This is a genomic window from Aquaspirillum soli (assembly GCF_054781915.1).
Genome location: NZ_BAAGTM010000013.1, coordinates 35,623 through 57,112, shown reverse-complemented (window position 1 = coordinate 57,112; position 21,490 = coordinate 35,623). Strand labels below are relative to the sequence as shown.

At 49.7% G+C, this 21,490-nt stretch carries 18 protein-coding genes; 13 read left to right on the top strand and 5 right to left on the bottom strand.

All coding sequences use genetic code 11. From position 1 onward, the window contains the following. A partial coding sequence (locus ACYVJG_RS10725; protein WP_460431047.1) for a transposase occupies positions 1-246 on the top strand: 246 nt, incomplete at its 5' end. Positions 247-343: 97 nt separating this feature from the next. Further along, positions 344-1,549 (top strand): GGDEF domain-containing protein, encoded by a 1,206-nt coding sequence (locus ACYVJG_RS10720; protein WP_460431046.1) that lies wholly within the window; start codon positions 344-346, stop codon positions 1,547-1,549. Here ACYVJG_RS10720 and ACYVJG_RS10715 read toward each other — a convergent pair. Further along, positions 1,528-4,233 carry a response regulator gene (locus tag ACYVJG_RS10715; RefSeq protein WP_460431045.1) on the bottom strand — a complete coding sequence of 902 codons (2,706 nt, stop codon included), beginning with the start codon at positions 4,231-4,233 and terminating at the stop codon, positions 1,528-1,530. The two genes, ACYVJG_RS10720 and ACYVJG_RS10715, sit on opposite strands and share 22 nt — an antisense overlap. A gap of 209 nt (positions 4,234-4,442) precedes the next feature. On the opposite strand from ACYVJG_RS10715, the gene asd reads away from it, so the two are divergent. Both asd and ACYVJG_RS10705 read left to right on the top strand, forming a co-directional pair. Then, complete coding sequence (gene asd, locus ACYVJG_RS10710; protein WP_460431044.1) at positions 4,443-5,294, top strand: archaetidylserine decarboxylase; 852 nt, start codon at positions 4,443-4,445, stop codon at positions 5,292-5,294. Positions 5,295-5,397: 103 nt separating this feature from the next. Beyond that, positions 5,398-5,814, top strand: a complete 417-nt coding sequence (locus ACYVJG_RS10705; protein WP_460431043.1) for an ester cyclase — start codon at positions 5,398-5,400, stop codon at positions 5,812-5,814. A gap of 308 nt (positions 5,815-6,122) precedes the next feature. Here the strand turns inward: ACYVJG_RS10705 and ACYVJG_RS10700 are convergent, their stop codons facing one another. The 4 genes from ACYVJG_RS10700 to dnaA all read right to left on the bottom strand — a co-directional run bounded on the left by ACYVJG_RS10700 (position 6,123) and on the right by dnaA (position 12,280). Then, positions 6,123-7,058: an Rpn family recombination-promoting nuclease/putative transposase gene (locus ACYVJG_RS10700; protein ID WP_460431042.1), complete on the bottom strand. Its 936-nt coding sequence runs from the start codon at positions 7,056-7,058 to the stop codon at positions 6,123-6,125. A gap of 173 nt (positions 7,059-7,231) precedes the next feature. Further along, entirely contained in the window at positions 7,232-9,625 is a 2,394-nt protein-coding gene (gene gyrB, locus ACYVJG_RS10695; protein WP_460431041.1) for a DNA topoisomerase (ATP-hydrolyzing) subunit B, read from the bottom strand. A gap of 87 nt (positions 9,626-9,712) precedes the next feature. Further along, the gene (gene dnaN, locus ACYVJG_RS10690; protein ID WP_460431040.1) at positions 9,713-10,825 is read right to left on the bottom strand and encodes a DNA polymerase III subunit beta; all 1,113 of its coding nucleotides are present in this window, start codon (positions 10,823-10,825) and stop codon (positions 9,713-9,715) included. A gap of 45 nt (positions 10,826-10,870) precedes the next feature. Further along, a complete protein-coding gene (gene dnaA / locus ACYVJG_RS10685; RefSeq protein ID WP_460431039.1) occupies positions 10,871-12,280 on the bottom strand; it encodes a chromosomal replication initiator protein DnaA in 1,410 nt (469 codons plus the stop codon). Between the two features lie 332 nt (positions 12,281-12,612). Here dnaA and rpmH point away from each other — a divergent pair, with 332 nt between their 5' ends. The 9 genes from rpmH to ACYVJG_RS10640 all read left to right on the top strand — a co-directional run bounded on the left by rpmH (position 12,613) and on the right by ACYVJG_RS10640 (position 21,487). Then, positions 12,613-12,747, top strand: a complete 135-nt coding sequence (gene rpmH / locus ACYVJG_RS10680; RefSeq protein WP_022653334.1) for a 50S ribosomal protein L34 — start codon at positions 12,613-12,615, stop codon at positions 12,745-12,747. Between the two features lie 5 nt (positions 12,748-12,752). Next, positions 12,753-13,115: a ribonuclease P protein component gene (gene rnpA, locus ACYVJG_RS10675; protein ID WP_460431038.1), complete on the top strand. Its 363-nt coding sequence runs from the start codon at positions 12,753-12,755 to the stop codon at positions 13,113-13,115. Beyond that, positions 13,091-13,300, top strand: a complete 210-nt coding sequence (yidD, locus tag ACYVJG_RS10670; RefSeq protein ID WP_081642694.1) for a membrane protein insertion efficiency factor YidD — start codon at positions 13,091-13,093, stop codon at positions 13,298-13,300. The genes rnpA and yidD overlap by 25 nt, the downstream gene beginning before the upstream one ends. Positions 13,301-13,319: 19 nt before the next feature. Continuing rightward, a complete protein-coding gene (gene yidC / locus ACYVJG_RS10665) occupies positions 13,320-14,978 on the top strand; it encodes a membrane protein insertase YidC (RefSeq protein ID WP_460431037.1) in 1,659 nt (552 codons plus the stop codon). A gap of 153 nt (positions 14,979-15,131) precedes the next feature. Then, the gene (locus ACYVJG_RS10660) at positions 15,132-17,117 is read left to right on the top strand and encodes a TonB-dependent copper receptor (RefSeq protein WP_460431036.1); all 1,986 of its coding nucleotides are present in this window, start codon (positions 15,132-15,134) and stop codon (positions 17,115-17,117) included. Between the two features lie 52 nt (positions 17,118-17,169). Further along, complete coding sequence (gene gstA / locus ACYVJG_RS10655; protein WP_460431035.1) at positions 17,170-17,877, top strand: glutathione transferase GstA; 708 nt, start codon at positions 17,170-17,172, stop codon at positions 17,875-17,877. A gap of 113 nt (positions 17,878-17,990) precedes the next feature. Beyond that, the gene (locus ACYVJG_RS10650) at positions 17,991-19,181 is read left to right on the top strand and encodes a branched-chain amino acid ABC transporter substrate-binding protein (protein ID WP_460431034.1); all 1,191 of its coding nucleotides are present in this window, start codon (positions 17,991-17,993) and stop codon (positions 19,179-19,181) included. Positions 19,182-19,356: 175 nt separating this feature from the next. Next, entirely contained in the window at positions 19,357-20,100 is a 744-nt protein-coding gene (locus ACYVJG_RS10645; protein WP_460431033.1) for a hypothetical protein, read from the top strand. Positions 20,101-20,281: 181 nt separating this feature from the next. Beyond that, complete coding sequence (locus ACYVJG_RS10640) at positions 20,282-21,487, top strand: EAL and HDOD domain-containing protein (protein WP_460431032.1); 1,206 nt, start codon at positions 20,282-20,284, stop codon at positions 21,485-21,487. Positions 21,488-21,490: the final 3 nt, after the last annotated feature.

Genomic DNA, 21,490 nt, shown 5'->3' with positions numbered 1-21,490 from the left:
CGTAAGGAATTTGGCGAAGAACTGAAGCAGTATTACTGGAATAAGCCGGTGTTCTGGAGCCGCAGCTATTGCATCATCAGTTGCGGCGGAGCGCCATTGTCAGTGATTCAACAATACATCGAGCAACCCGTTGGGCGGCACGCCCCTTCACCCCCAGCCAAATCCTTTCGCCTGCGGCTCAGAAGGAAGGGATTGTGGCTGGAGCACTGGGGCGTAAGTCCGGTAGAACGTGGCTTGGGTTTGTGAGATTCAGAACTGATAGGGCTGCTGTCTGTTTAGAATCAACACTTTTTTATGTTGGCTCGCGCTATGATGCGCACTTTGCTTAAATTCGGACTGTTTAATGACAAAGTTCTGGAAAAGCATGGTGCAATATTTCACCTTGCCTGCACGGTTGGACAAGGCGTTTATCTTGTCCCTGTTGGTACCTTTTGGCCGACCGATGCACCTGCGCCGTCATGCAGCATCGGTCATTCTCGACCGCGTGCAGTTGATCGCTGCCCTTTTTGCCGTGTTAGTGCCTTTGGGTGCCGTGATTGATTTATTGGTGTTTCCGGCACCGTTAGCATGGCAGTTGGTGGGGTTGCGTTTTGCTTCGGCGTTTGCCTTTTTTCTGTTAGCAAAAAAGCGCGAGTTATCATCAAAACACCCATATCGACAGGCGATGGTCAGTTTATTGGCCTTGTTGATGATTCCCCCCTTGTTCCACTTATGCTCAGCAGACGCTTTAGCAGCGTCGAGTGTGACGCAAACACAACGATTGGTGGCCGAGCTATACGCTTATTTGCCAACGGTGGTGTTGGGTGGTTTGGCTATTTTTCCATTAACTGCGCTAGAAACTTTACTGTTATCGATTCCGGTGATTACAACGGGTAGCGTTGGTCTGCTGTTTGCTGAACAACATCTTTCATTGCAACAACATGGCGGGACTTTATGGTTTATGTCGATGATGTTGGGGGTGGCGGTATTTTCTGGCATGAGCCAGTGTCACTATATGGCCAGTTTGGTATTAAAAGCGATGCACGATCCACTGACAGGGGCGTTTACTCGGCAATCGGGAGAAGAGGCATTAAACCTGCTGTTTCGCTTGAATGCGATGGCAGAAAAACCGTTAACCGTAGCATTTTTCGACCTCGATCGTTTTAAAAGTGTGAACGATACATGGGGACACGAAGCCGGTGACCGTTGTTTATGTGCGTTGGTGAATTCGTTGCGGCAGGGTTTACGGCGCAGTGATTTATTGGTGCGTTGGGGAGGAGAAGAATTTATTGCGCTACTGCCAGATACTCCCAGTGAAAACGTCCCTGCTTTGCTACAACGCTTGCGTGAAAAAGGGTTTGGCTTGCGTCCCGATGGTCAGCCTTTAACGGCATCGATTGGTATTGCCGACAGCCACGAAGCGGGTATTGAATCGTGGAAACAGGTCATCGAGCTGGCCGACCAGCGGATGTATCAAGCGAAATCCGCCGGTCGTGATCGGGTGGTGAGTGCACAAGCCACAGTGCCGTTGACACCGGCGGTTGAGGCTCAACGCGCCGAAGGGACATGATGTTGCAGTTTTTCTGCCAATTCGGCTTGCTTGATCGGCTTCGATAGGTAGTCGTTCATCCCTGCCGCCAAGCAGTGTTCTCGGTCGCTTTCCATGGCATTGGCGGTCATGGCGATAATTGGCAAGGCGGTGAGACCGTGTTGTTGTTCATAGCGGCGAATTTCGCCAGTGGCGGCAATCCCATCCATCACTGGCATCTGCATATCCATCAACACCAACTGATAGCGGTCGTGGGCGGCGGCGATCATCTCGACTGCTTGTTGGCCGTTTTCAGCCAAGCTGACTTGATGACCCCATTTTTGCAAAATCAGCGTCGCCAATTTTTGGTTGACCGGATTATCTTCCACTAACAAAACCTGTAAACCGCTGTCGGTCTCGAAGGGGATGGGGGCCGGTACTGGCGTGCTTTTGACCACAGTTGTGGTATGCGTCTGGTGACTTAAGGCCCGTAGCATTGCCTGTTGTAAATCGTGATCGGTAACCGGTTTGGTGTAATGGCCTTGTAGATTGAGCTCGCGACAGCGTTCGCTATCGTTACCGAGAGGGCCCGACGACAGCATTAAAATCGGTATGGATTGGAAGGATGCTTGGGCACGAATCCATGCTGCAAGGCTAAAACCATCCATGTCAGGCATGTGTACATCAAGCAATACCAAATCGGGCATGGGGTGTTGTTGCAGCCATGTCTGTGCCAATGTAGCGTGTGCAACGGCATCGGGTTGTAGTTGCCACCGTTGCAGTTGGCGCAGGAAAATCTCACGATTGACTGCATTATCATCGACGATCAACACCCGCTTGCCGCGCAGTTGGCTTAAATCATGATGCGGTGGATCGAATGCACAATGTTGCAACGGTAGGCTAAAACTAAAGGTGCTGCCGACACCGATTTCACTGCTTACCTGCATTTCACCACCCATCAAGCGTACTAATTGCTGGGTAATGCTTAGCCCAAGCCCAGTACCACCATATTTGCGGGTAATTGAGTTGTCGGCTTGTGAGAAAGCTTCAAAAATTGTCGCCAATTTTTCAGCAGCAATGCCAATCCCACTGTCACACACGGCAAATTGCAGCACGCTGCTTTTGGCTTCATGGTTAAGGGTTTGCAGACGCAGCACAATTTGTCCACGTTCAGTGAATTTAATCGCATTACCCACGAGGTTAATCAAAATCTGCCGCAGGCGAACGGGGTCACCTTGTACTTGATCGGGGACGTCGTCGCCGATTTCACACAAAATTTCCAGCCCTTTTTCATGGGCGCGCAACGTCAGTGGCCGTAGGGCATCAATCAGGGTTTGCCGTAGCTGGAACGGCACTTGTTCGATTTCGAGTTTACCGGCCTCGATTTTTGAAAAATCCAGAATGTCGTTCAAAATCGCCAGCAACGCTTCGGCGGAGGATTTCACAATCCCAATATACTCATCCCGCTCTGTTTCATTGCGGGTGTCTAAGGCCAATTCACTCATACCAATAATGCCATTCATCGGCGTGCGGATTTCGTGACTCATATTGGCCAGAAAATCGCTTTTGGCGCGATTGGCGGCTTCAGCAGCATCTTTGGCCAGTTGCAAGGCTTGTTCAGTGCGTTTGCGTTCGGAAATATCCGTGCGAATACCGATATATTGATAGGGTTGTCCCGACTCATCGACAAAGGGGACGATGGTGGCGTTGACCCAATAATAACTGCCATCTTTGCGGCGGTTACAAATCTCGCCAGTCCATACTTTACCCGCCATCACGGTTTGCCACAGTTGGCTAAAAAAGATTTCCGGATGGTAGCCAGAATTGACCACACGGTGATTTTTCCCAATCAACTCCTCACGGTTATAACCACTGATATCACAGAATTTATCGTTGGCATACGTGATATTGCCTGCTCGGTCAGCCATGCTGACGATGGCGTGTTGGTCGAGGGCAAATAGCTGTTGACTGAGTTTACGTTGCGTGTCGCGCAGTTGGCGGTTGGAGTTTTCGGAGGCTAAAGCGGTTCGGTGGAGACCGCGCAGCGTCAACCACAGCAATAAAATGGTGCTGAGAATAAGGGCTGCGCTGATATAAGCCGCATGTTGTAACCCTGTTTCGAGGGCGGAGGAAGACAGCGGTCGCCGAATTTCCACCACACCCCGCACATCACCCACTTTCCAATCTGTTTTTGGCGAGCCTGGATAGCTGTTGTGGCAAGCAACACAGTTGGCTTTCATGCGATCAGCGGTGGCATAGCGCAGGGTTTTGACACCATTGAGTATGTCCACTTTGACATAAGGTTGATCAGGTGCGCTTTCGATAGCGGTTAAGGCTTGTTGTTGAAACTGATCCAGTTTGCGGTTGGCTTGCCGCCACGGGAAAGGGTGGGCGCTGAACATCTCGACCGCAAATCCCTGTTGTTGATTGCTGAGATATTCACCGAAATCGAGGGTAAAAGTCGCGGGGAGCGGCAGGGCGTGGGGTTGGTTTTTGTAGTCGTGGGTGATGCTAAGACCAGCATCTTTGGCACGCGGCACAATCTCGGCACTATAAAAGTTGCGAAATTGTGTGACCGAGTGGGAAAAAGCAGCGGCATCGCCAGTCGCATTATGCAGTTCGTGTTTGTGTAGTTGTTCTGATAAATACCATAACACCCCACCGGCACCCAAAGTGAGAAGAACGCCGAGGGCTGGGAGAAGCAATCGGTATCGTTGCTGTGACAAAATTCCTCTCCTCAAAAGCATGACCATTGTGATGGTGTGTGCTGTTTGGTTGGATTGATGGGGTGAGATGATTGATTGGATTAACGCCGAGCGTCAAAGATTGTCTGGGATTTTAACAGTTTTAACATTAAACGGTGGCGTCATAGGTACCGGATACAACAAAAGAAACCGGTTATAATCGCCGCCTGCTTAATTGTTAGGTGTCCTCCGTGTCTGATCGACTTGCTGTTCTTCCCCAATATCTGTTACCAAAACGAGCGTTGACGGTATTTGCTGGCCGTATTGCCGCTGCCGAAGCAGGTCATCTGACAACTGCCTTGATTCGTTGGTTTGTGCAGCGTTATCAGGTGGATATGAACGAAGCTGCCAACCCTGATATTGCCAGCTACCAGAGTTTTAACGCTTTTTTCACGCGCCCTTTAAAAGCGGGGGTGCGTCCTTTAGCCAAAGCCGATTTTATTTCGCCGGTGGATGGTGCCATTAGCCAGCTTGGGCCGATTGAACAAGACCAAATTTTTCAGGCGAAGGGGCATCATTATTCGACTAGCACGTTATTAGGTGGCGATGCGTCGTTGGCTGCACAGTTTCAACATGGCGCGTTTGCAACGCTCTACCTCAGTCCACGCGATTATCATCGGATTCACATGCCCTGTGCGGGACGTTTGCGCAGTATGACCTATATTCCGGGGGATTTATTTTCAGTCAATCCTACAACCGCGCGAGGGGTGCCCGGACTGTTTGCCCGTAATGAGCGGGTGGTGTGTGTGTTTGATGGTGAGTTTGGCCCATTTGTTTTGGTGTTGGTTGGGGCGACGATTGTGGGCAGTATGGCTACGGTGTGGCATGGCGTGGTGAATCCACCGCGTTTGGGTGAAATCAAAACTTGGCATTACCAAGGGAAAGATGCCATTCATTTGGTGCAAGGGGCTGAGATGGGCCGCTTTTTGTTAGGCTCAACTGTGGTCATGCTATTCCCGAAATATACCTTGCAATTCAATCCCTCTTGGCAACCCACCCGCCCAATCCGGATGGGTGAGGCCATGGCAAGTCGGGTGATTTAATGGTGCGTCGCCCCTTCGGGGTGACGGCACCCTACTAGACGTGGCTATCTGACTGGGCCTGCGGCAAAATGGACGCCCTGTATAAAATTTACCGACGTTCACCATGGAACTTCCCACACTTAAGACCATTGTTCATAGGTTCTATTCTGATGTATGGAATAAGCACGACAAATCAGCAATTCCCAATCTGCTTCAGCCAGACTTTACTTTCCGAGGCTCTCTCGGCCAATGTAAAACTGGACATTCCGAATTTGCCGATTACGTTGATTTTGTACATCAGGCCCTTGGTGCATACCAATGTGACATTCTTGATTTGGTGACAGAAGGTAATCAGTGCTTTGCCCGAATGCGCTTTTCAGGAAATCACCATGGCGAATTTTTTGGTTTCAAGCCAACAGGAAAAAAGATCGAATGGGCTGGTGCAGCACTCTTTGCTTTTAGAGACGGGCTAGTTGCCGACTTGTGGGTTCTCGGTGATGTGCATGGGCTGTTAGAACAGTTAGAACGTAACAGCGACTGAATCTGTGTAAGCCTAGCCTAGATATCGCCTTGTGCCGAACATCCAAAAACGGCAAAACACTGCCGTACATAACACCCAACCGCCTCACCATGAATTAAGTGTGGCGGTTTTTTCATGGTGTGTTGTTCGTACATCGCTTCATTCGTTTGGTAGGCACAAGACCCGTGCCTACCTTACCTCACTTATTTGGCAACCTAACAAAACCGACATCGGCAAACGGCAAAATACCGTCGTATGTAACACCGAATCGCCTCGCCCTGAATTGGGGGGGTATGTTGTTCTCAGTTTGTGTTGGGTTGCTAAACTGATCAATCCTCGAAAATATCCTCTAACCGTTGTGCCTGTGTTAACGACACTCCCCATTGCTGCAACTGCTCCGGCGTCGCTGCCCGTAACCGCGACAACACCCAATCTGGTAATGGTTGACCAAATTTTGTTTCAATCATACTGCGGAGGAATATTTTCATGCCTTCTTCGCGGCCTTGCTCGCGACCTTTTTGTATGCCTTTTTCCAAACCTTTTTGAATGCCTTCTTCTAAACCCTCTTCCCGTGCAGTGATGATGTCGGTGTTGTAATCCCACACCGCCCTCTGCCGTGCAATGGCACGCAGTTGTTCTTCTTTGGTTTGGCTGAGAGTTTCTAAAGAGCGTAGTGCAGTCACCACTGGGGTATGTGTCAGCTGTGCCATGATGTGTTGCTCCTGCCAGTGTTCAAACAGATCGACCCAATTCTTTAAGGCTGTTGGGGCCAGTTGGAGGCGGTCGGCTTTATCTAATTCCAGAATATCAATTTGCTGTGCTTTGGTGAGGACAACATCAGGAATGTGTTGATCACGTAGTTCAAACCGCCATGAGGCTTGTTGTGGATGGTCGGGGAATAAATCAAAATCCAGTAGATGAATACAAATTACATGCTTCATCTCGCGATAGGATTGACCGCTTTCTAACTGTTCGCTGATAAGACGCGAACTGTAATACAAACTTCGCTCTCCCCAATACGTCTGTTTCCGCACCTGAATTTCAATATTGTATTGCACGCCAAACCCATCTTTGGCTAAGACATCTAACACGATTTCTTTGGCGTGAAGGTCTTCACCGGAGATATTGGGATTGAGAATATCGGTAATGGTAATCGGTGGTTGATCGTAGCGGATGCTGTTAATCAAATCAGACAGCAATTCGGGTGACTGGGCAAAGAGACGTTTGAAAATGTAATCGTTCTTCGGATCGAGCAGCGGCAGCATGATTGAGGTGGGGGCTGAGGTAACAGTTGATTATAGCTTGTGGATGATAAGCCTAGGATGGTGGGAACCTCTTGTGCCCACCATACTAAACTTCGGGGTAACAGCATTGCCTGTTAGAAACAAAAAAACCGGCCCCATCTGGTAGCCGGTTTTGTGTAGGTGGTGGAGCGAAATTACACGTCGATATTCCGTGCAATCAGCGCATTGCTTTCGATAAAAGCACGGCGTGGTTCGACGTGGTCGCCCATGAGTGTGGTAAACACATCATCTGCCGTCATCGCATCCTCAATCCGCACCTTCAACAAACGGCGGACATTCGGATCCATCGTGGTTTCCCACAACTGTCCGGGGTTCATTTCACCCAACCCTTTATAACGTTGAATGCTCAGACCACGACGGGCTTCTTGCAACAACCACGTTAACGCCTCACCAAAATGTGCAATCACTCGGCCTTGTTCACCACGGCGCACTGTCGCATCGGGCCCTAACAACCCTAACAACACCCCTGCCGTTGTCTTGATATGTTGATAATCCACACTGTTCAAGAAATCGGCATCAATCGACGTCACCGTGCTATTACCATGCTGTTGCCGCACAATCCGAATTCGCCATTGATCGTTCTTATCATCATGCACCAAACTGAACTGCAACAATGCGGGGTCGAGTTGTGCCGAGAGCGTGTCTAATGCCTGCTGCGCGGCAGCTTGACTATCCAACTGCAACGGTGGGCAAGACAACAAAGCATGTAATACCAACGGATCAATCACTCGACTTTCACGCTCAATTACCGCCTGAGCCACCATATATTGCCGTGCAATATTGGCTAAAGCCTCGCCTTGCAACGGTTCTGCGCCTGCCCGAGGAATAATCTGTGCGTTGCTCAGAGCCAGCTCCAATAACGCATGATTCAACTCATGTTCATCTTTAAGATAACGCTCGGTTTTACCGTGCTTCATCTTATACAGCGGCGGCTGAGCGATATAGACATGACCACGCTCGATCAACTCCGGCATTTGCCGGTAGAAGAAAGTTAATAACAGCGTGCGAATGTGCGCGCCATCCACATCGGCATCGGTCATGATAATAATGCGGTGATAACGCAATTTCTCGGGGTTGTAGTCTTCTTTGCCGATGCCAGTGCCCATTGCAGTAATCAATGTTGCGACTTCTTGGCTAGCAATCATCTTATCGAAGCGTGCCCGTTCCACATTCAAAATTTTGCCCTTCAACGGCAAAATGGCTTGGAATTTACGATCACGCCCCTGTTTTGCCGACCCACCAGCAGAGTCACCCTCCACCAGATACAGCTCAGACAAGGCAGGGTCTTTTTCTTGGCAATCGGCTAACTTACCGGGCAAGCCCAAACCATCCATCACCCCTTTGCGACGGGTAATTTCACGGGCTTTGCGCGCTGCTTCTCGTGCGCGTGCTGCCTCGACAATTTTGCTACAGATAATTTTGGCGTCGTTGGGGTTCTCTTGTAAGAAATCGTGCAGCGTTTGCCCGATAATTTCTTGCACCACCGGACTGATTTCACTCGACACCAGTTTATCTTTGGTTTGTGAACTGAATTTTGGATCAGGCAATTTCACCGAAAGCACGCAGGTTAAACCTTCGCGCATATCATCACCTGCCGTTTCCACCTTGGCTTTTTTGGCAAACTCATGTTCCTCAATATATTGATTGAGGGTGCGAGTTAAGACAGCGCGTAATGCGGTCAAGTGGGTGCCGCCATCACGTTGTGGAATGTTGTTGGTAAAACATTGCACCGATTCTTGATAGGAGTCGTTCCATTGCATAGCGACTTCTACTGTCATACCCTCTTTTTCACCTTGGGCATAGTAAATTTTGCCATGCAGCGGGCTCTTGTTGCGGTTCATGTATTCCACAAACCCAGCGACCCCACCAGCAAAGGCAAAGTTTTCTTCTTTGCCGGTGCGCTTATCCGAAAGAATAATCGACACACCATTATTCAAGAAAGACAGCTCGCGAATCCGTTTCGCTAAAATCTCATAGTGGTATTCAATCAAGCCAAACGTTTCTTGGCTGGCCATAAACGTGACTTCGGTACCACGGTGTTGGCTTTGCCCTGTGGCCCGCAATGGAGCGACGGGTTCGCCACGGCGAAATTCCATTTCATGCACATGACCATCACGCCAAATTTTGAGGCGCAACCAATCAGACAGCGCATTCACCACCGATACCCCAACACCGTGCAACCCACCGGAAATTTTGTAGCTATTGCTATCAAACTTACCGCCAGCATGTAACACCGTCATGATGACTTCTGCTGCCGACCGGCCTTCTTCGGGGTGAATGTCGGTTGGGATGCCACGGCCGTTATCTTCAATCGAGATCGATTGATCGGGGTGAATGGTGATACGAATGGTGTCACAGTGCCCAGCCAAGGCCTCGTCAATGGCGTTGTCCAACACCTCGAACACCATGTGGTGTAAACCTGTTCCATCCGAGGTATCGCCGATATACATGCCAGGACGCTTCCGCACTGCATCCAAGCCTTTTAGCACTTTGATACTGCTGGAATCGTATTCTTGCTGTTCACTCATGAGCATTCTTTCTGTCTAATCGCCATGTATGGAAAAACCGACAATGTTTCACGTGAAACATTGTTCCCTTCACTGTCGGGACGCGGCTTAAATTCGCATCGGCATCACAATGTATTTGAAATTGGGATTGTCTGGGATGGTAAATAAGGCGCTGCGATTTGGGTCGCCGCAGGCAATTTGCACCGTATCAACCGAGACATGGTTCAACACATCTAACAGATAGTTGATGTTAAAACCGATCTCTAGGGTATCGCCCTCGTATTCAATTTCGAGTTCTTCTTGCGCTTCTTCTTGCTCGCTGTTGTTGCACATCACCGATAATTTTCCGGGTTCTAACATCAGGCGAACACCACGGAATTTTTCATTGGCCAAAATCGCCGCCCGTTGTAGGGCATGTTGTAATGCTTGGCGGTCGATTAAGAAAATTTTGTCGTTATCTAATGGGATGACGCGGTTGTAGTCGGGGAATTTACCATCGACAACCTTCGACACCACCACACTGGCACCAAAGCTAAAACGCACTTGATTGCCCAATAATTCAATCAACAGTGGCTCGTCATGGTCGGATAATTGTTTGGTCAATTCCAAGATGGTTTTGCGCGGCAAAATCGCCTCAGCGTGTGAAGTGGGGTAATCCACTTGCAAAGTGGTGTTGGCATACGCCAAGCGGTGACCATCTGTTGCCACCAATTTCACCTGATCGCCGGCCATGATAAACATCATCCCGTTGAGGTAATAACGGATGTCTTGCACTGCCATCGCGTATTGCACTTGCGACAGCAAATCTTTGAACACTTTTTGTGACAGGGTGAGTTGGGCTTGGGCTTGTTGATTGACCGCTAACAAGGGGAAATCATCGGCGGGCAGAGTTTGTAATTGAAACCGGCTCCGTCCGGCTTTCACGCTCAGCCGGTTGTCTTCATGTTCAAACGACACGGTCGAATGTTCGGGAATCGCTCGCAAAATGTCTTGCAGCTTCTTTGCCGAGGTGGTCAAAGAAAAATCTGGCCCGACAATCGTATCGGGGCTGGCGGTGGTGACTTGAATCTCAAGGTCGGTGGCTAGAAAACTGACGGTATTGCCCCGTTTTTGGATTAACACATTGGCCAAAATCGGTAGGGTGTGGCGGCGTTCAACAATGCCGGTCACCGCAGATAAAGGTTTGAGTAGATCGTCGCGGTCGGCTTGCAAAATCAACATGGCTTATTCCTCAATCACTGTAGTCGCTCTCAGTTGGAAACGGCGTTAACCGCGCAACATATTGAGTAGGGTGGTGTAGTCGCGGGCGAGTTCGGCATCACTCTCTCGCAGACTGTGTATGGTTTTACAGGCGTGCATCACCGTGGTGTGATCACGACCACCAAACGCATCACCGATATTAGGCAAACTCAATTCGGTGAGTTCTTTGGCCAAACACATCGCAATTTGCCGTGGACGGGCAATTTCGCGTTTGCGTTTTTGTGAGTACATATCCGCCAACTTCAGCTTGAAATACTCAGCAACGGTTTTTTGGATATTGTCGATAGAGATTTGCCGATTGCCTGCCGCCAGTAAATCTTTAAGCGATTCTTTCACTAACGGTAGGGTGATGGGCAGATTGCTAAAGCGCGCATAAGCCGCTACCCGCTTGAGTGCCCCTTCCAATTCCCTTACGTTCGAGCGCACATTTTGGGCAATAAAAAAGGCCACGTTGTGTTCGAGTTTAAGATGATCGGCTTCGGCTTTTTTCATCAAAATCGCCACCCGCATTTCAAGTTCTGGTGGCTGAATTTCCACCGTTAAACCCCATGAAAAACGCGAAATCAGGCGTTCATCCATCCCTTCAATCTGTTTGGGGTAGGTGTCACAGGTCATAATCACCTGTTTACCACTTTCTAACAGTGAATTAAAGGCATAGAAGAATTCTTCCATGGTGCGGTTTTTACCGGCAAAGAACTGAATATCGTCAATCAGCAACAAATCGAGAGAGTGGTAGTAGCGCTTAAAGTCATCGAACGATTTATGCTGATAGGCACGCATAATATCCGCCACATAACGTTCGGCATGAACATAACGAATTTTAGCGTGGGGGTTTTTTTGATAAACCAAATTTCCCACCGCTTGAATTAAGTGAGTTTTCCCCAGCCCCACCCCGCCGTACACAAAGAAAGGGTTGTAAGTCGGGTCGCCAGGATGCTCGGCAATTTGCATCGCCGCTGCGCGTGCCAGCTGGTTACCTTTACCGGTCACCAGACTGTCAAAAGTAAACGCTGGGTTCAGACGCGTACTTTCGTGGCCGCTACCAATTGGTTTGCTGGTTGGTTTGGCTGCAGTGATGCTAGCTGGTGAAGGGGGCGGCGTTAAAATCGCCGGCGCCGCAACCACCCGAGCAGGGGCAAGACGCGAGGGCGGTGTCTTGGGGGCACTGGCTGGTGTGGCAATCCGCAACTCTATTTCAACCCCCGCCATCCCTGCTTCTTCGGCAAAGGTTTCAATCCGAGCGAAAAAACGCTCTTTGATAAATTGCAAGACGAAGCGATTGGGCGCGTACAACACCAAACCCTGTTCTTTCACTTCACAGTGCAGCGGCTTGATCCATGTGTTGAATTGTTGGGCCGAGAGTTCTGTCTGAAAACGAGACAGACACAGAGGCCAAAATTGATCAAAGTCGGTCATGATGCGGCGAGGTCCACGTTAACAGATCCGCGAGCTCAATCCCAAAGTTTGCTGCACGGTGGAGGGAGAACGGATGCTTTATTCGCTGTGGCGTTTGGGGTCATTAACCATTCGATTACAGCAACATCCAACAAGAGGAACACCACTAGCAAGTGGTTGTTCGATGAGAAAATACACAGCGCGGGTTGTGAATAACTTGGCTTAAAGCCGGCGATTCTACTCGTTTTCCAAAAAGTTATCCACAGCCCACCCTAAAAATTGCCATTGACAATTTTGTTAGGACGCGTTGTAATCTCACGTTTATTTTCTGTTGCAGAATAGGAACTTAGTTCATGAAGCGCACCTTCCAACCTTCCGTCACCCGCCGCAAACGCACTCATGGTTTCCGCGTTCGTATGAAAACCCGTGGTGGACGCGCTGTGATCAACGCACGCCGTGGTCGTGGCCGTAAGCGTTTGGCTGTCTGATAGCCTTGGCTTTTTCCTTCCGCCGCACACAGCGTCTTTTGAAAACGGATGATTTTTCATCCGTTTTTCGTTTGCGTAGTTTGCGCAGCAATCAGTGGGTGCAAGTCTATGCGTGCCCCAACACAGTGGGTCAGGCTCGGCTGGGTTTGGTTGTGGGTAAAAAGGTGGCCAAACGCGCTATCAAACGCAACTATATGAAACGAACCACACGCGAAACCTTTCGGTTGTGTGCTGCACGGCTAGGTAGCGTTGACTTTGTGGTGCGAGTGCGTCAACCTTTCGACCGTCGCCATGCTGCCGAGGTCCGCTCGGCCTTACGCAGTCTTTTCACGAAACTGGCACGATGTCACGCATCTTCATCTTCCTGATTCGCTTTTATCAAGTCGCCATCAGTCCTTGGCTTGCACCGCGCTGTCGCTATCAGCCGACGTGTTCTAGCTATGCGCTCGAAGCAGTCCAAAAACATGGTGCGATCAAAGGCGGTTATTTGGCCCTAAAACGCATAGGTCGTTGCCACCCCCTTGGGGGCAGTGGTTACGATCCAGTTCCTTAGACTCCAGCCCGGAAACGAGATGGATACCAAAAGACTCATCGCTTTTATCATTCTGTCCTTCAGCATCTTGCTGTTGTGGCAAGAATTTTTCGCGCCGCCTCCGCCACCTAAACCGGCAGTGACGGCTTCCACAGACACCCCGACACCAACGCCAACCACAGCGACGAAAACAGTTGAGCCTGCTGCTGCGGGGCAGTTGTTAAAAGCACAGCGCATTCAAGTCGAAACCGATTTGTTGCGGGTGGTGATTGACACCCAAGGCGGGGATATCCGGCGTATGGAGTTGTTGAAGCAAGGGGCTGTGCACGATCCCAAACAGCCTTTCTTGCTGCTACAAGATGACGGAGGTCGGACGTATATCGCTCAAAGCGGTTTGATTTCGGCACAACATCCTAACCTGCCATCACACAAAACGATTTTCCAAGCTGGCCAAACTCGCTATCAACTGCAACAAGGGCAAGACCATGTGGATGTGGTTCTTACTGCGCCAGCAGTGAATGGTGTCGAGGTTCGCAAGGTCTATCGCTTCACCCGTGGTAGCTACTTAATTGATGTTCGCCACGAGGTGGTCAACCAAAGCAATCAGCCCTTGTCGCTCGAGGCTTACTATCGCTTCTTGCGTGATGGTCAAGCCCCAGAGGGGGAAAATTCTTTAGCTTATACCTTTACCGGCCCAGCGGTTTACACCGAAGAAGGCAAGTTTCAAAAGGTTAAGTTTGAAGATTTAGACAAGAATAAGGCTGAATACGTTAAACAGGCGGATAACGGCTGGGTTGCCATGTTGCAGCATTATTTTGCTACAGCGTGGATTTTAAAAACCAATGACGGTAAAACCCTGTGCCAAACAGCAACCGCATGTCGTTTTGAGTTGAAGCCTGCAAGCAATGGTCTTTACTCAGCGGGTACGATTGTTACCTTACCTGCCATTGCCGCCGGTCAAACCAGCAGCTTCTCGATACCGCTCTATGCTGGACCTGAAGAGACGCGTACCTTAGAAGCGATTGCACCGGGCTTGGACTTAACCAAAGACTATGGTTGGACCACCATCATCGCCAAGCCCCTGTTCTGGGTGTTGGATCGCTTGCATCAGTTGGTGGGGAACTGGGGTTGGTCGATTGTCTTGCTGACGGTGTTAATTAAAGCCGCTTTCTATCCGTTGTCTGCCGCCAGCTATCGCTCGATGGCAAAAATGAAAGCGGTGGCCCCTCGCCTACAACGCTTGAAAGAGCAATACGGCGACGACCGCATGAAAATGCAGCAAGCGATGATGGAAATGTACAAAACCGAGAAGATCAACCCTTTGGGTGGATGCTTACCGATTTTGATTCAAATTCCGGTGTTCATCGGTTTGTATTGGGCATTGTTGGCTTCGGTCGAACTGCGTCAAGCGCCTTGGTTAGGTTGGATTGAAGACTTATCGCGCCCTGATCCGTTCTACATTTTGCCTGTGATCATGGCTGCGACGATGTTCGCGCAAACCTTCCTCAACCCACCTCCACCCGATCCTTTGCAAGCGAAGATGATGAAAATCATGCCATTGGCTTTCTCGGTGATGTTCTTCTTCTTCCCTGCTGGTTTGGTGTTGTACTGGGTCGTCAACAATATTCTGTCGATGGCACAGCAGTGGTATGTCAACAAACAAATTGAGAAACAGTCGGCTTTGGCGCTGAATTCTTAATTTGCACTAGGTTGAAACGAAAATACCCCACTCAAAAGGTGGGGTATTTTTTATGCACTGGAGTCACAGGTGCGACGTTTTGCCACATTAGCAAGATAATTTCATGTCTTTATCATTGCAGCTTTATTTTTTCCAATAAAGCGACACCGACCGATGAATCCCCGTTCCTTCTTCATCGCTGCCTGTGCCCTCAGCAGTGCCAGTACCGTTTATGCTAATACCGATCCCGCCACACTTGAGCCGATTGTGGTGACTGCCACCCCCATGCGGGATCCGTTGACGATCATCACCGATGCGAAAGCGCCACGCCAACCTTTGCCAGCGGCAGACGGTGCGGGGTTGCTCAAGAGTATTCCAGGGTTTAGCGTGACCCGTAAAGGGGGCTCGGGGGGCGATCCTTTGTTACGTGGCTTAGGCGCAGGCCGCTTAAATATTTTGATTGATGGCAGCAGTGCCTTTGGTGGCTGTGGGATGCGGATGGATCCTCCAACAGCCTATATCTATCCAGATATGTTTGATCGAGTTGTTGTCAGCAAAGGCCCTCAAAGTGTGCAACATGGCCCAGTGCCATTAGCCGGTAGTGTCAGTTTTGAACGTGATACGCCCACTTTTACCGGCCCGAGTGTGAGTGGAGACATCTCAGCGACAGTGGCCAGTTTTGATCGTAATGACCAATCACTCAATCTATTGGCGGGCTCGGAGTTAGGTTGGATTCGCTTATCAGGTCAACGTAATGAAAGCGGTGACTATCGTGATGGAGAGGGTGTGCGGGTCAATTCTGCTGCCCGTCGCCATAGCGCAGCCGCGACTGTGGGTTGGACACCAGACAGTCAGACCTTATTGGAATTCTCTTATGACTGGAGCCGTGGCGAAGGCGCTTACGCTGATAGAATGATGGATGGCGCAAAGTTTGACCGCGATGCGTGGCAGATTAAGGCTGAACGCCGTCAGATCACGCCTTGGTTAAATAAAGTCTCCGCGTCTTACTATCACAGCTACGTTGATCATGTGATGGACAACTTCTCTTTGCGTCGGCCTCCCGCGATGAAATCAGCGTGGGCATTAAGTAATCCCGATCGTGAAGTAGAAGGTGCCAAAGTGGATGCGGAACTGAGTTTTGATCAACTCACCCTGAATCTTGGTGCTGATATACAACATGATTGGCACACTGCCCGTAGTGGAGTGAACTATCAACAACAAGCACGAACTCCCGATATGCGCTTTAGCCGCCAAGGGATCTATCTTGAAGGCAAATATACGCTGTCGGAACAAAGTCGAATTTTGGCTGGATGGCGTGTCGATCAGCACGAAGCGACCGATCAACGTGCTAACAGTGCTTCAAAAACCGCAGGGATCACTGATCGTGACACGTTACATGGTGGTTTTATCCGATTTGAGCAACAAACTACGCCACAATGGTTATGGTTTGCGGGGGTAGGGTATACCGAACGCGCGGCAGATTATTGGGAGCGTACCAAAGGCAATAACGCCTTCTTGCTGAATCCAGAGAAACAAACACAATTGGATCTTGGCTTGTCATGGCGGCAAGGGGATTGGCGAGCGAATGCCAGTGTATTTTACGCCAAGATTGATGATTTTATTTTGGCACAATACCCGAATGCCCCTCATTTCTCGATGGCAAGCGCAGCCAATATTGATGCAACCCGTCTAGGGGGTGAGGCTGACATTAGCTGGCGGTTTGCCAAACATTGGCAAGCACAAGCCAGTGTTGCCTATGTGTATGGTCGTAATGACAGCAGCGGTCGGCCCTTGGCACAAACACCACCGCTCGAAGGCCGCTTAGCGATTGATTACGATGATGGCGTTTTCTCTGCTGGTGCTTCAGTGCGTGCTGTTGCACGACAAACCCGTCTTGATCCGACACGCGGTAATGTCTTCAATATGGACTTATCCACACCTGCCGCCGGCTTTAGCACCGTGTCGCTGTATGGTGGTTGGAAGCCAGAAAAATCATTGTCGTTGATCGCTGGGGTAGATAACTTATTTGACCGCAGCTATGCCGAACCAATCAGTCGCGGCATGCCCGGCGGTATGGCACAACCCGCCGGCTATGAACAAACCCTGCGGGTCAATGAACCGGGTAGGACTTGGTGGTTAAAAGGTCGTTACCAGTTCTAATCTAAGTCATAACCCTTGTAAGTTGGGTTGCCAAGCACAGGTGGCCCAACGTATGCAAGCGATTGCTTTGACTATCATGTTTGCCCTTGCCTTTTTTGTTGTTGTCGCCACACTGGTAAGACCTGTTTATCTTAAAAAGGCGATGATGATGAAACTGTATTACACCCCTGGTTCTTGCTCGTTATCGGTGCATATTGCGCTGCATGAAGCGGCGTTGCCATTCTCTCTATGCAAAGTCAATCTACGTGCCCAGCCACACACCACAGAAGACGGCACTCTTTTTTCTTCGATCAATCCAAAAGGCTATGTGCCTGCTCTGCAGTTAGACAATGGGGAGTTATTAACCGAAGGGCCGGCTTTGGTGCAGTATGTGGCAGACTTGGCACCAGAAAAACAATTGGCCCCCACCAATGGCACCTTAGCGCGCTATCGTTTGCAAGAGTCTCTCAATTTTATCGCGACTGAAATCCACAAACCCTTTGGCCCATTGTGGAATGCCAAAGCATCAGCGGAAGCAAAAGAAGCGGCATGGCAACAGTTATCACGCCGTTTTGACGAATTGAATACCCATTTTTCGCAGCAGGATTGGTTGTTACCGCAATATTCGGTTGCCGATGGTTATTTATTTTCTTGCCTCAACTGGACCCGCTTTTTGCACCTTTCCCTCGAGAAATGGCCGGCACTAGAAACCTTTATGCAGCGCATTACCGCACGTCCGGCAGTACAAGCGGCTTTGCAAGCAGAGGGTCTCTTGGGGTAAGTTAATGCCTGTTGCCTGAAAAACGACGGGCAAAAAATAGCAACAGGATCAATCAACCTGCCATTTGCTGTGTAAAACGTGCTGCTAACAGCACATTTTTTAGTGGAAATCTTATGAAATTGAAATATGCCGCCTTGGCTGTTGCCACTGCGTTAACCTTAGTCGCTTGTGGTAAAAAAGAAGAAGCTGCTGCCCCTGCTGCTGATAAGGCAGCTGCGCCAGCCCCTGCTGCTGAAGTAGTGGTGAAAATCGGCCATGCTGCACCGTTGTCTGGCCCCGTTGCCCATTTAGGTAAAGACACTGAGTACGGTGTGGGGATTGCATTGGATGAAGCAAACGCTGAAGGCGTGACCATTGCTGGTCAAAAAGTGAAATTTGAGTTGGTCAGCGAAGATGATCAAGCCGACCCTAAAACCGCAACCCAAGTGGCACAGCGTTTTATCGACAATAAAGTGGCCGGTGTGATCGGTCACTTGACCTCGGGTGCGACAGTTCCAGCTTCGAAAATTTACGCTGATAACGGTATTCCTCAAATTTCGCCTTCGGCGACCAACCCCAGCTATACCGCACAGGGCTACACCACTGCTTTCCGTTTGATTGCTGATGACAGCCAACAAGGTAAGGCGTTGGCTGAGTTTGCGGTGAAAGATTTGGCAGCAAAAACCGTCGCGATCATTGACGATCGTACGGCTTACGGCCAAGGTTTGGCTGATGAGTTTGCTAAGGCAGTGGAGGCCGCCGGTGCCAAAGTGGTGAAGCGTGAGTTCACCAACGATAAAGCAACCGATTTCACCGCCATTTTAACCAGCATTAAATCGGAAAAGCCTGACCTGCTGTTCTACGGTGGGATGGACGCACAAAGCGGCCCGATGGCAAAACAGATGAAAAAATTGGGCTTGGAATCGAAGCTGTTGAGCGGCGACGGTATGCAAACCCCAGTTTTCTTGCAGTTGGCGGGTGATGCCGCTGAAGGCAAATATGCCAGCCAAGCCGGTGCACCGAAAGATAAATTACCTGGCTACACCAGCTTTGCAGAGAAGCTGAAAGCCAAGCACAATCAAGAAGTGCAGTTGTATGCAACCTATGCCTATGACGCGACTCGTGTGATGATTGACGCGATGAAACGGGCCGACTCGGTTGACCCTGCAAAATACCTGCCTGAAATCGTTAAGAGCCAATTTGAAGGGGCGACAGGTAAGGTCAGTTTTGATGATAAAGGCAATCGTCAAAACGCAGCTGTGACCATTTACCAAGTGAAAAATGGTCAGTGGGAAGTGGTGAATGTGGTAGGCGGCCAGCAGTAATCGCTTAGCTGCTTAGCCCGCGCCCAGTGTGATCGTTCGCACTGGGCGTTTTTTTGTCTAAAACATTAGGTTTGGCAAGGATTTAGCGTGCTGAGTGATGGCCGTCACCTTTTCTGTTTAGACAATGTTCTATACTGCGTGCTCTTTAAAGTTTTTGTCTGTGAATGGGTGTGCCATGTTGCCGTATAGTGAGACAGTTCAACGTTTGTTTTTAGCCTATTTGGGCTATCCCGCTGATCCGCCTGCGCTGGCTAATTGGAATGCTGCTCTACATGCTCGCCAAGGGGATACCGCTGTTGCGGTAGAAGCCTTTGCCCGTGCTGCGCCCTATCAAGCCCGTGTATTAGCACAAGACCCGACACAACACATCGACGCTCTATATCACCATCTCTTTCAACGTGCCGCCAGCGACAGTGAAGTTTCCCTGTGGCAACAACGGCTCGACAGTCGGTTAGTCACTGTGGATACCTTGCCGTGGGTATTACAAGCGGTGGCGCGGGGGGAAGATGCCGCGCTGTGGCAAACCCGTCTGACTGCCGCCCAAGCCTTTAGTGCAGCATTACAAACACCAGAAGCACAAACTGCCTATAGTGATGCGTTCTGGACACAATATGTCGCCGATTGGTTGGCACAACTTCAACCGCATCAGGCGATTGAAAACGAGGCGGTCTCTTTGGCACAGGTTTTACACGACAACTATCTCAGTCAATATGGTGTGTTGGAAAGCCTGCCAAAACTGCCGGTGATGGAAACCCGTTTGCCAGTGGCGACGGTCGAAGTCGATACCGTCCTGCCGTTGTGGCTGGAAACGCCCGACTTGGTCTTGCATACGCCAATCGAATTACCAACCATCGAGTTGCCCGAAGCGGCAATTACATTGGTTGGTGTGTGGCCTGAGATGGATGCGAATACGATATAAGACAATTTTTGTAGGCTATTCTAGGTATTTTTCTTGCATAAGGTACCAATTTTGAGCGAAAAAGAATAAAATTTAAGTTGAAAGCAATACGAAAAAATTATTTTTTTTGTTTGAGTCGCCAATAAACTTAAAGTATCGCTAGAATAGTTGTTGTCTTTGATCCTTCTGTCAGTTTACCGCCATGAGTAACCCAGAGTTCTTTCTTGCTCGTCAACCAATCGTTGACCGTTCGCGCCAATTAGTGGCTTATGAATTGCTGTTCCGTGCTGGTAATGTCGGTCACGCAGAAGTGACCAGCGACATTGCCGCGACCGCCACAGTGATTCGTAATGCCTTTATGGAGCTTGGCCTATCTGAAGCTTTGGGTGAACACCAAGGTTTTATCAATGTGTCGGCGGATTTGCTGCTCAGTGATTTGATGGACTTAATGCCCAAAGATCAAATCGTGATTGAGCTGTTAGAGACCATTGAAATCACCCCCGAGATTGTCGAACGTTGTCGTGAATTGGCGTTGGCAGGTTACACCTTGGCATTAGACGACTGTATCGAACTCGATCCACCCCGCCGTGCGCTCCTTCCTTATATCAAGATCATCAAAATTGACTTGATGGCCTTAACCTCAGAACAGCAACTGATCGATGTCGCCAGACAAATGCGCCATCTTCCGGTGAAAAAACTGGCAGAAAAAGTCGATAGTGCCGAACAATTCGAACTCTGTTTATCCCTCGGTTTTGATTACTTCCAAGGTTACTTCTTTGCTAAGCCTTCGCTGATGCGCGGCAAGCAATCTACGCAAGAAAACGACCCGATGTTGCTCAAGTTGTTGGGTTTGGTGGCGCAAGATGCTGAAACAGAAGAATTAGAGCGTGCTTTCAAACAAGCACCCCACATGACTGTCAACCTATTGCGTTTGGTGAACTCGGTGGCTGCCGGTGCGCCGCGTAAACTCAGCTCGGTACGCGATGCCATTATGGTATTAGGTCGTGCCAAACTGAAACGTTGGGTGCAGCTGTTGGTGTTTGCTGCGGGCAACCAAGCCGGTGGTGGGAGCAGCAATGCGCTGCTCGAAGTGGCTGCCGTGCGTGGGCGGATGATGGAAATCATGGCGCAGCAGCGATATGCCAAAGACCGCGAATTACCAGATAAAGCCTTTATGACGGGGATGTTATCGGTGGTTGATGCGCTGTTAGATAAGCCTTTGAGCGAAATTCTTCAAGCCACTGGTGTCAGTGCTGAAATCAACGAAGCTTTACTACAAGGAACTGGGGTGTTGGGTGGCTTCTTGGATGAGGTAATTGAAACAGAAGTCGGCATCGGTACTCCCGAACTGACCAACATCCAAATTGAAGCTTTGCGTTGGGTGCAAGATACTCGTAAAGATATTTAGATC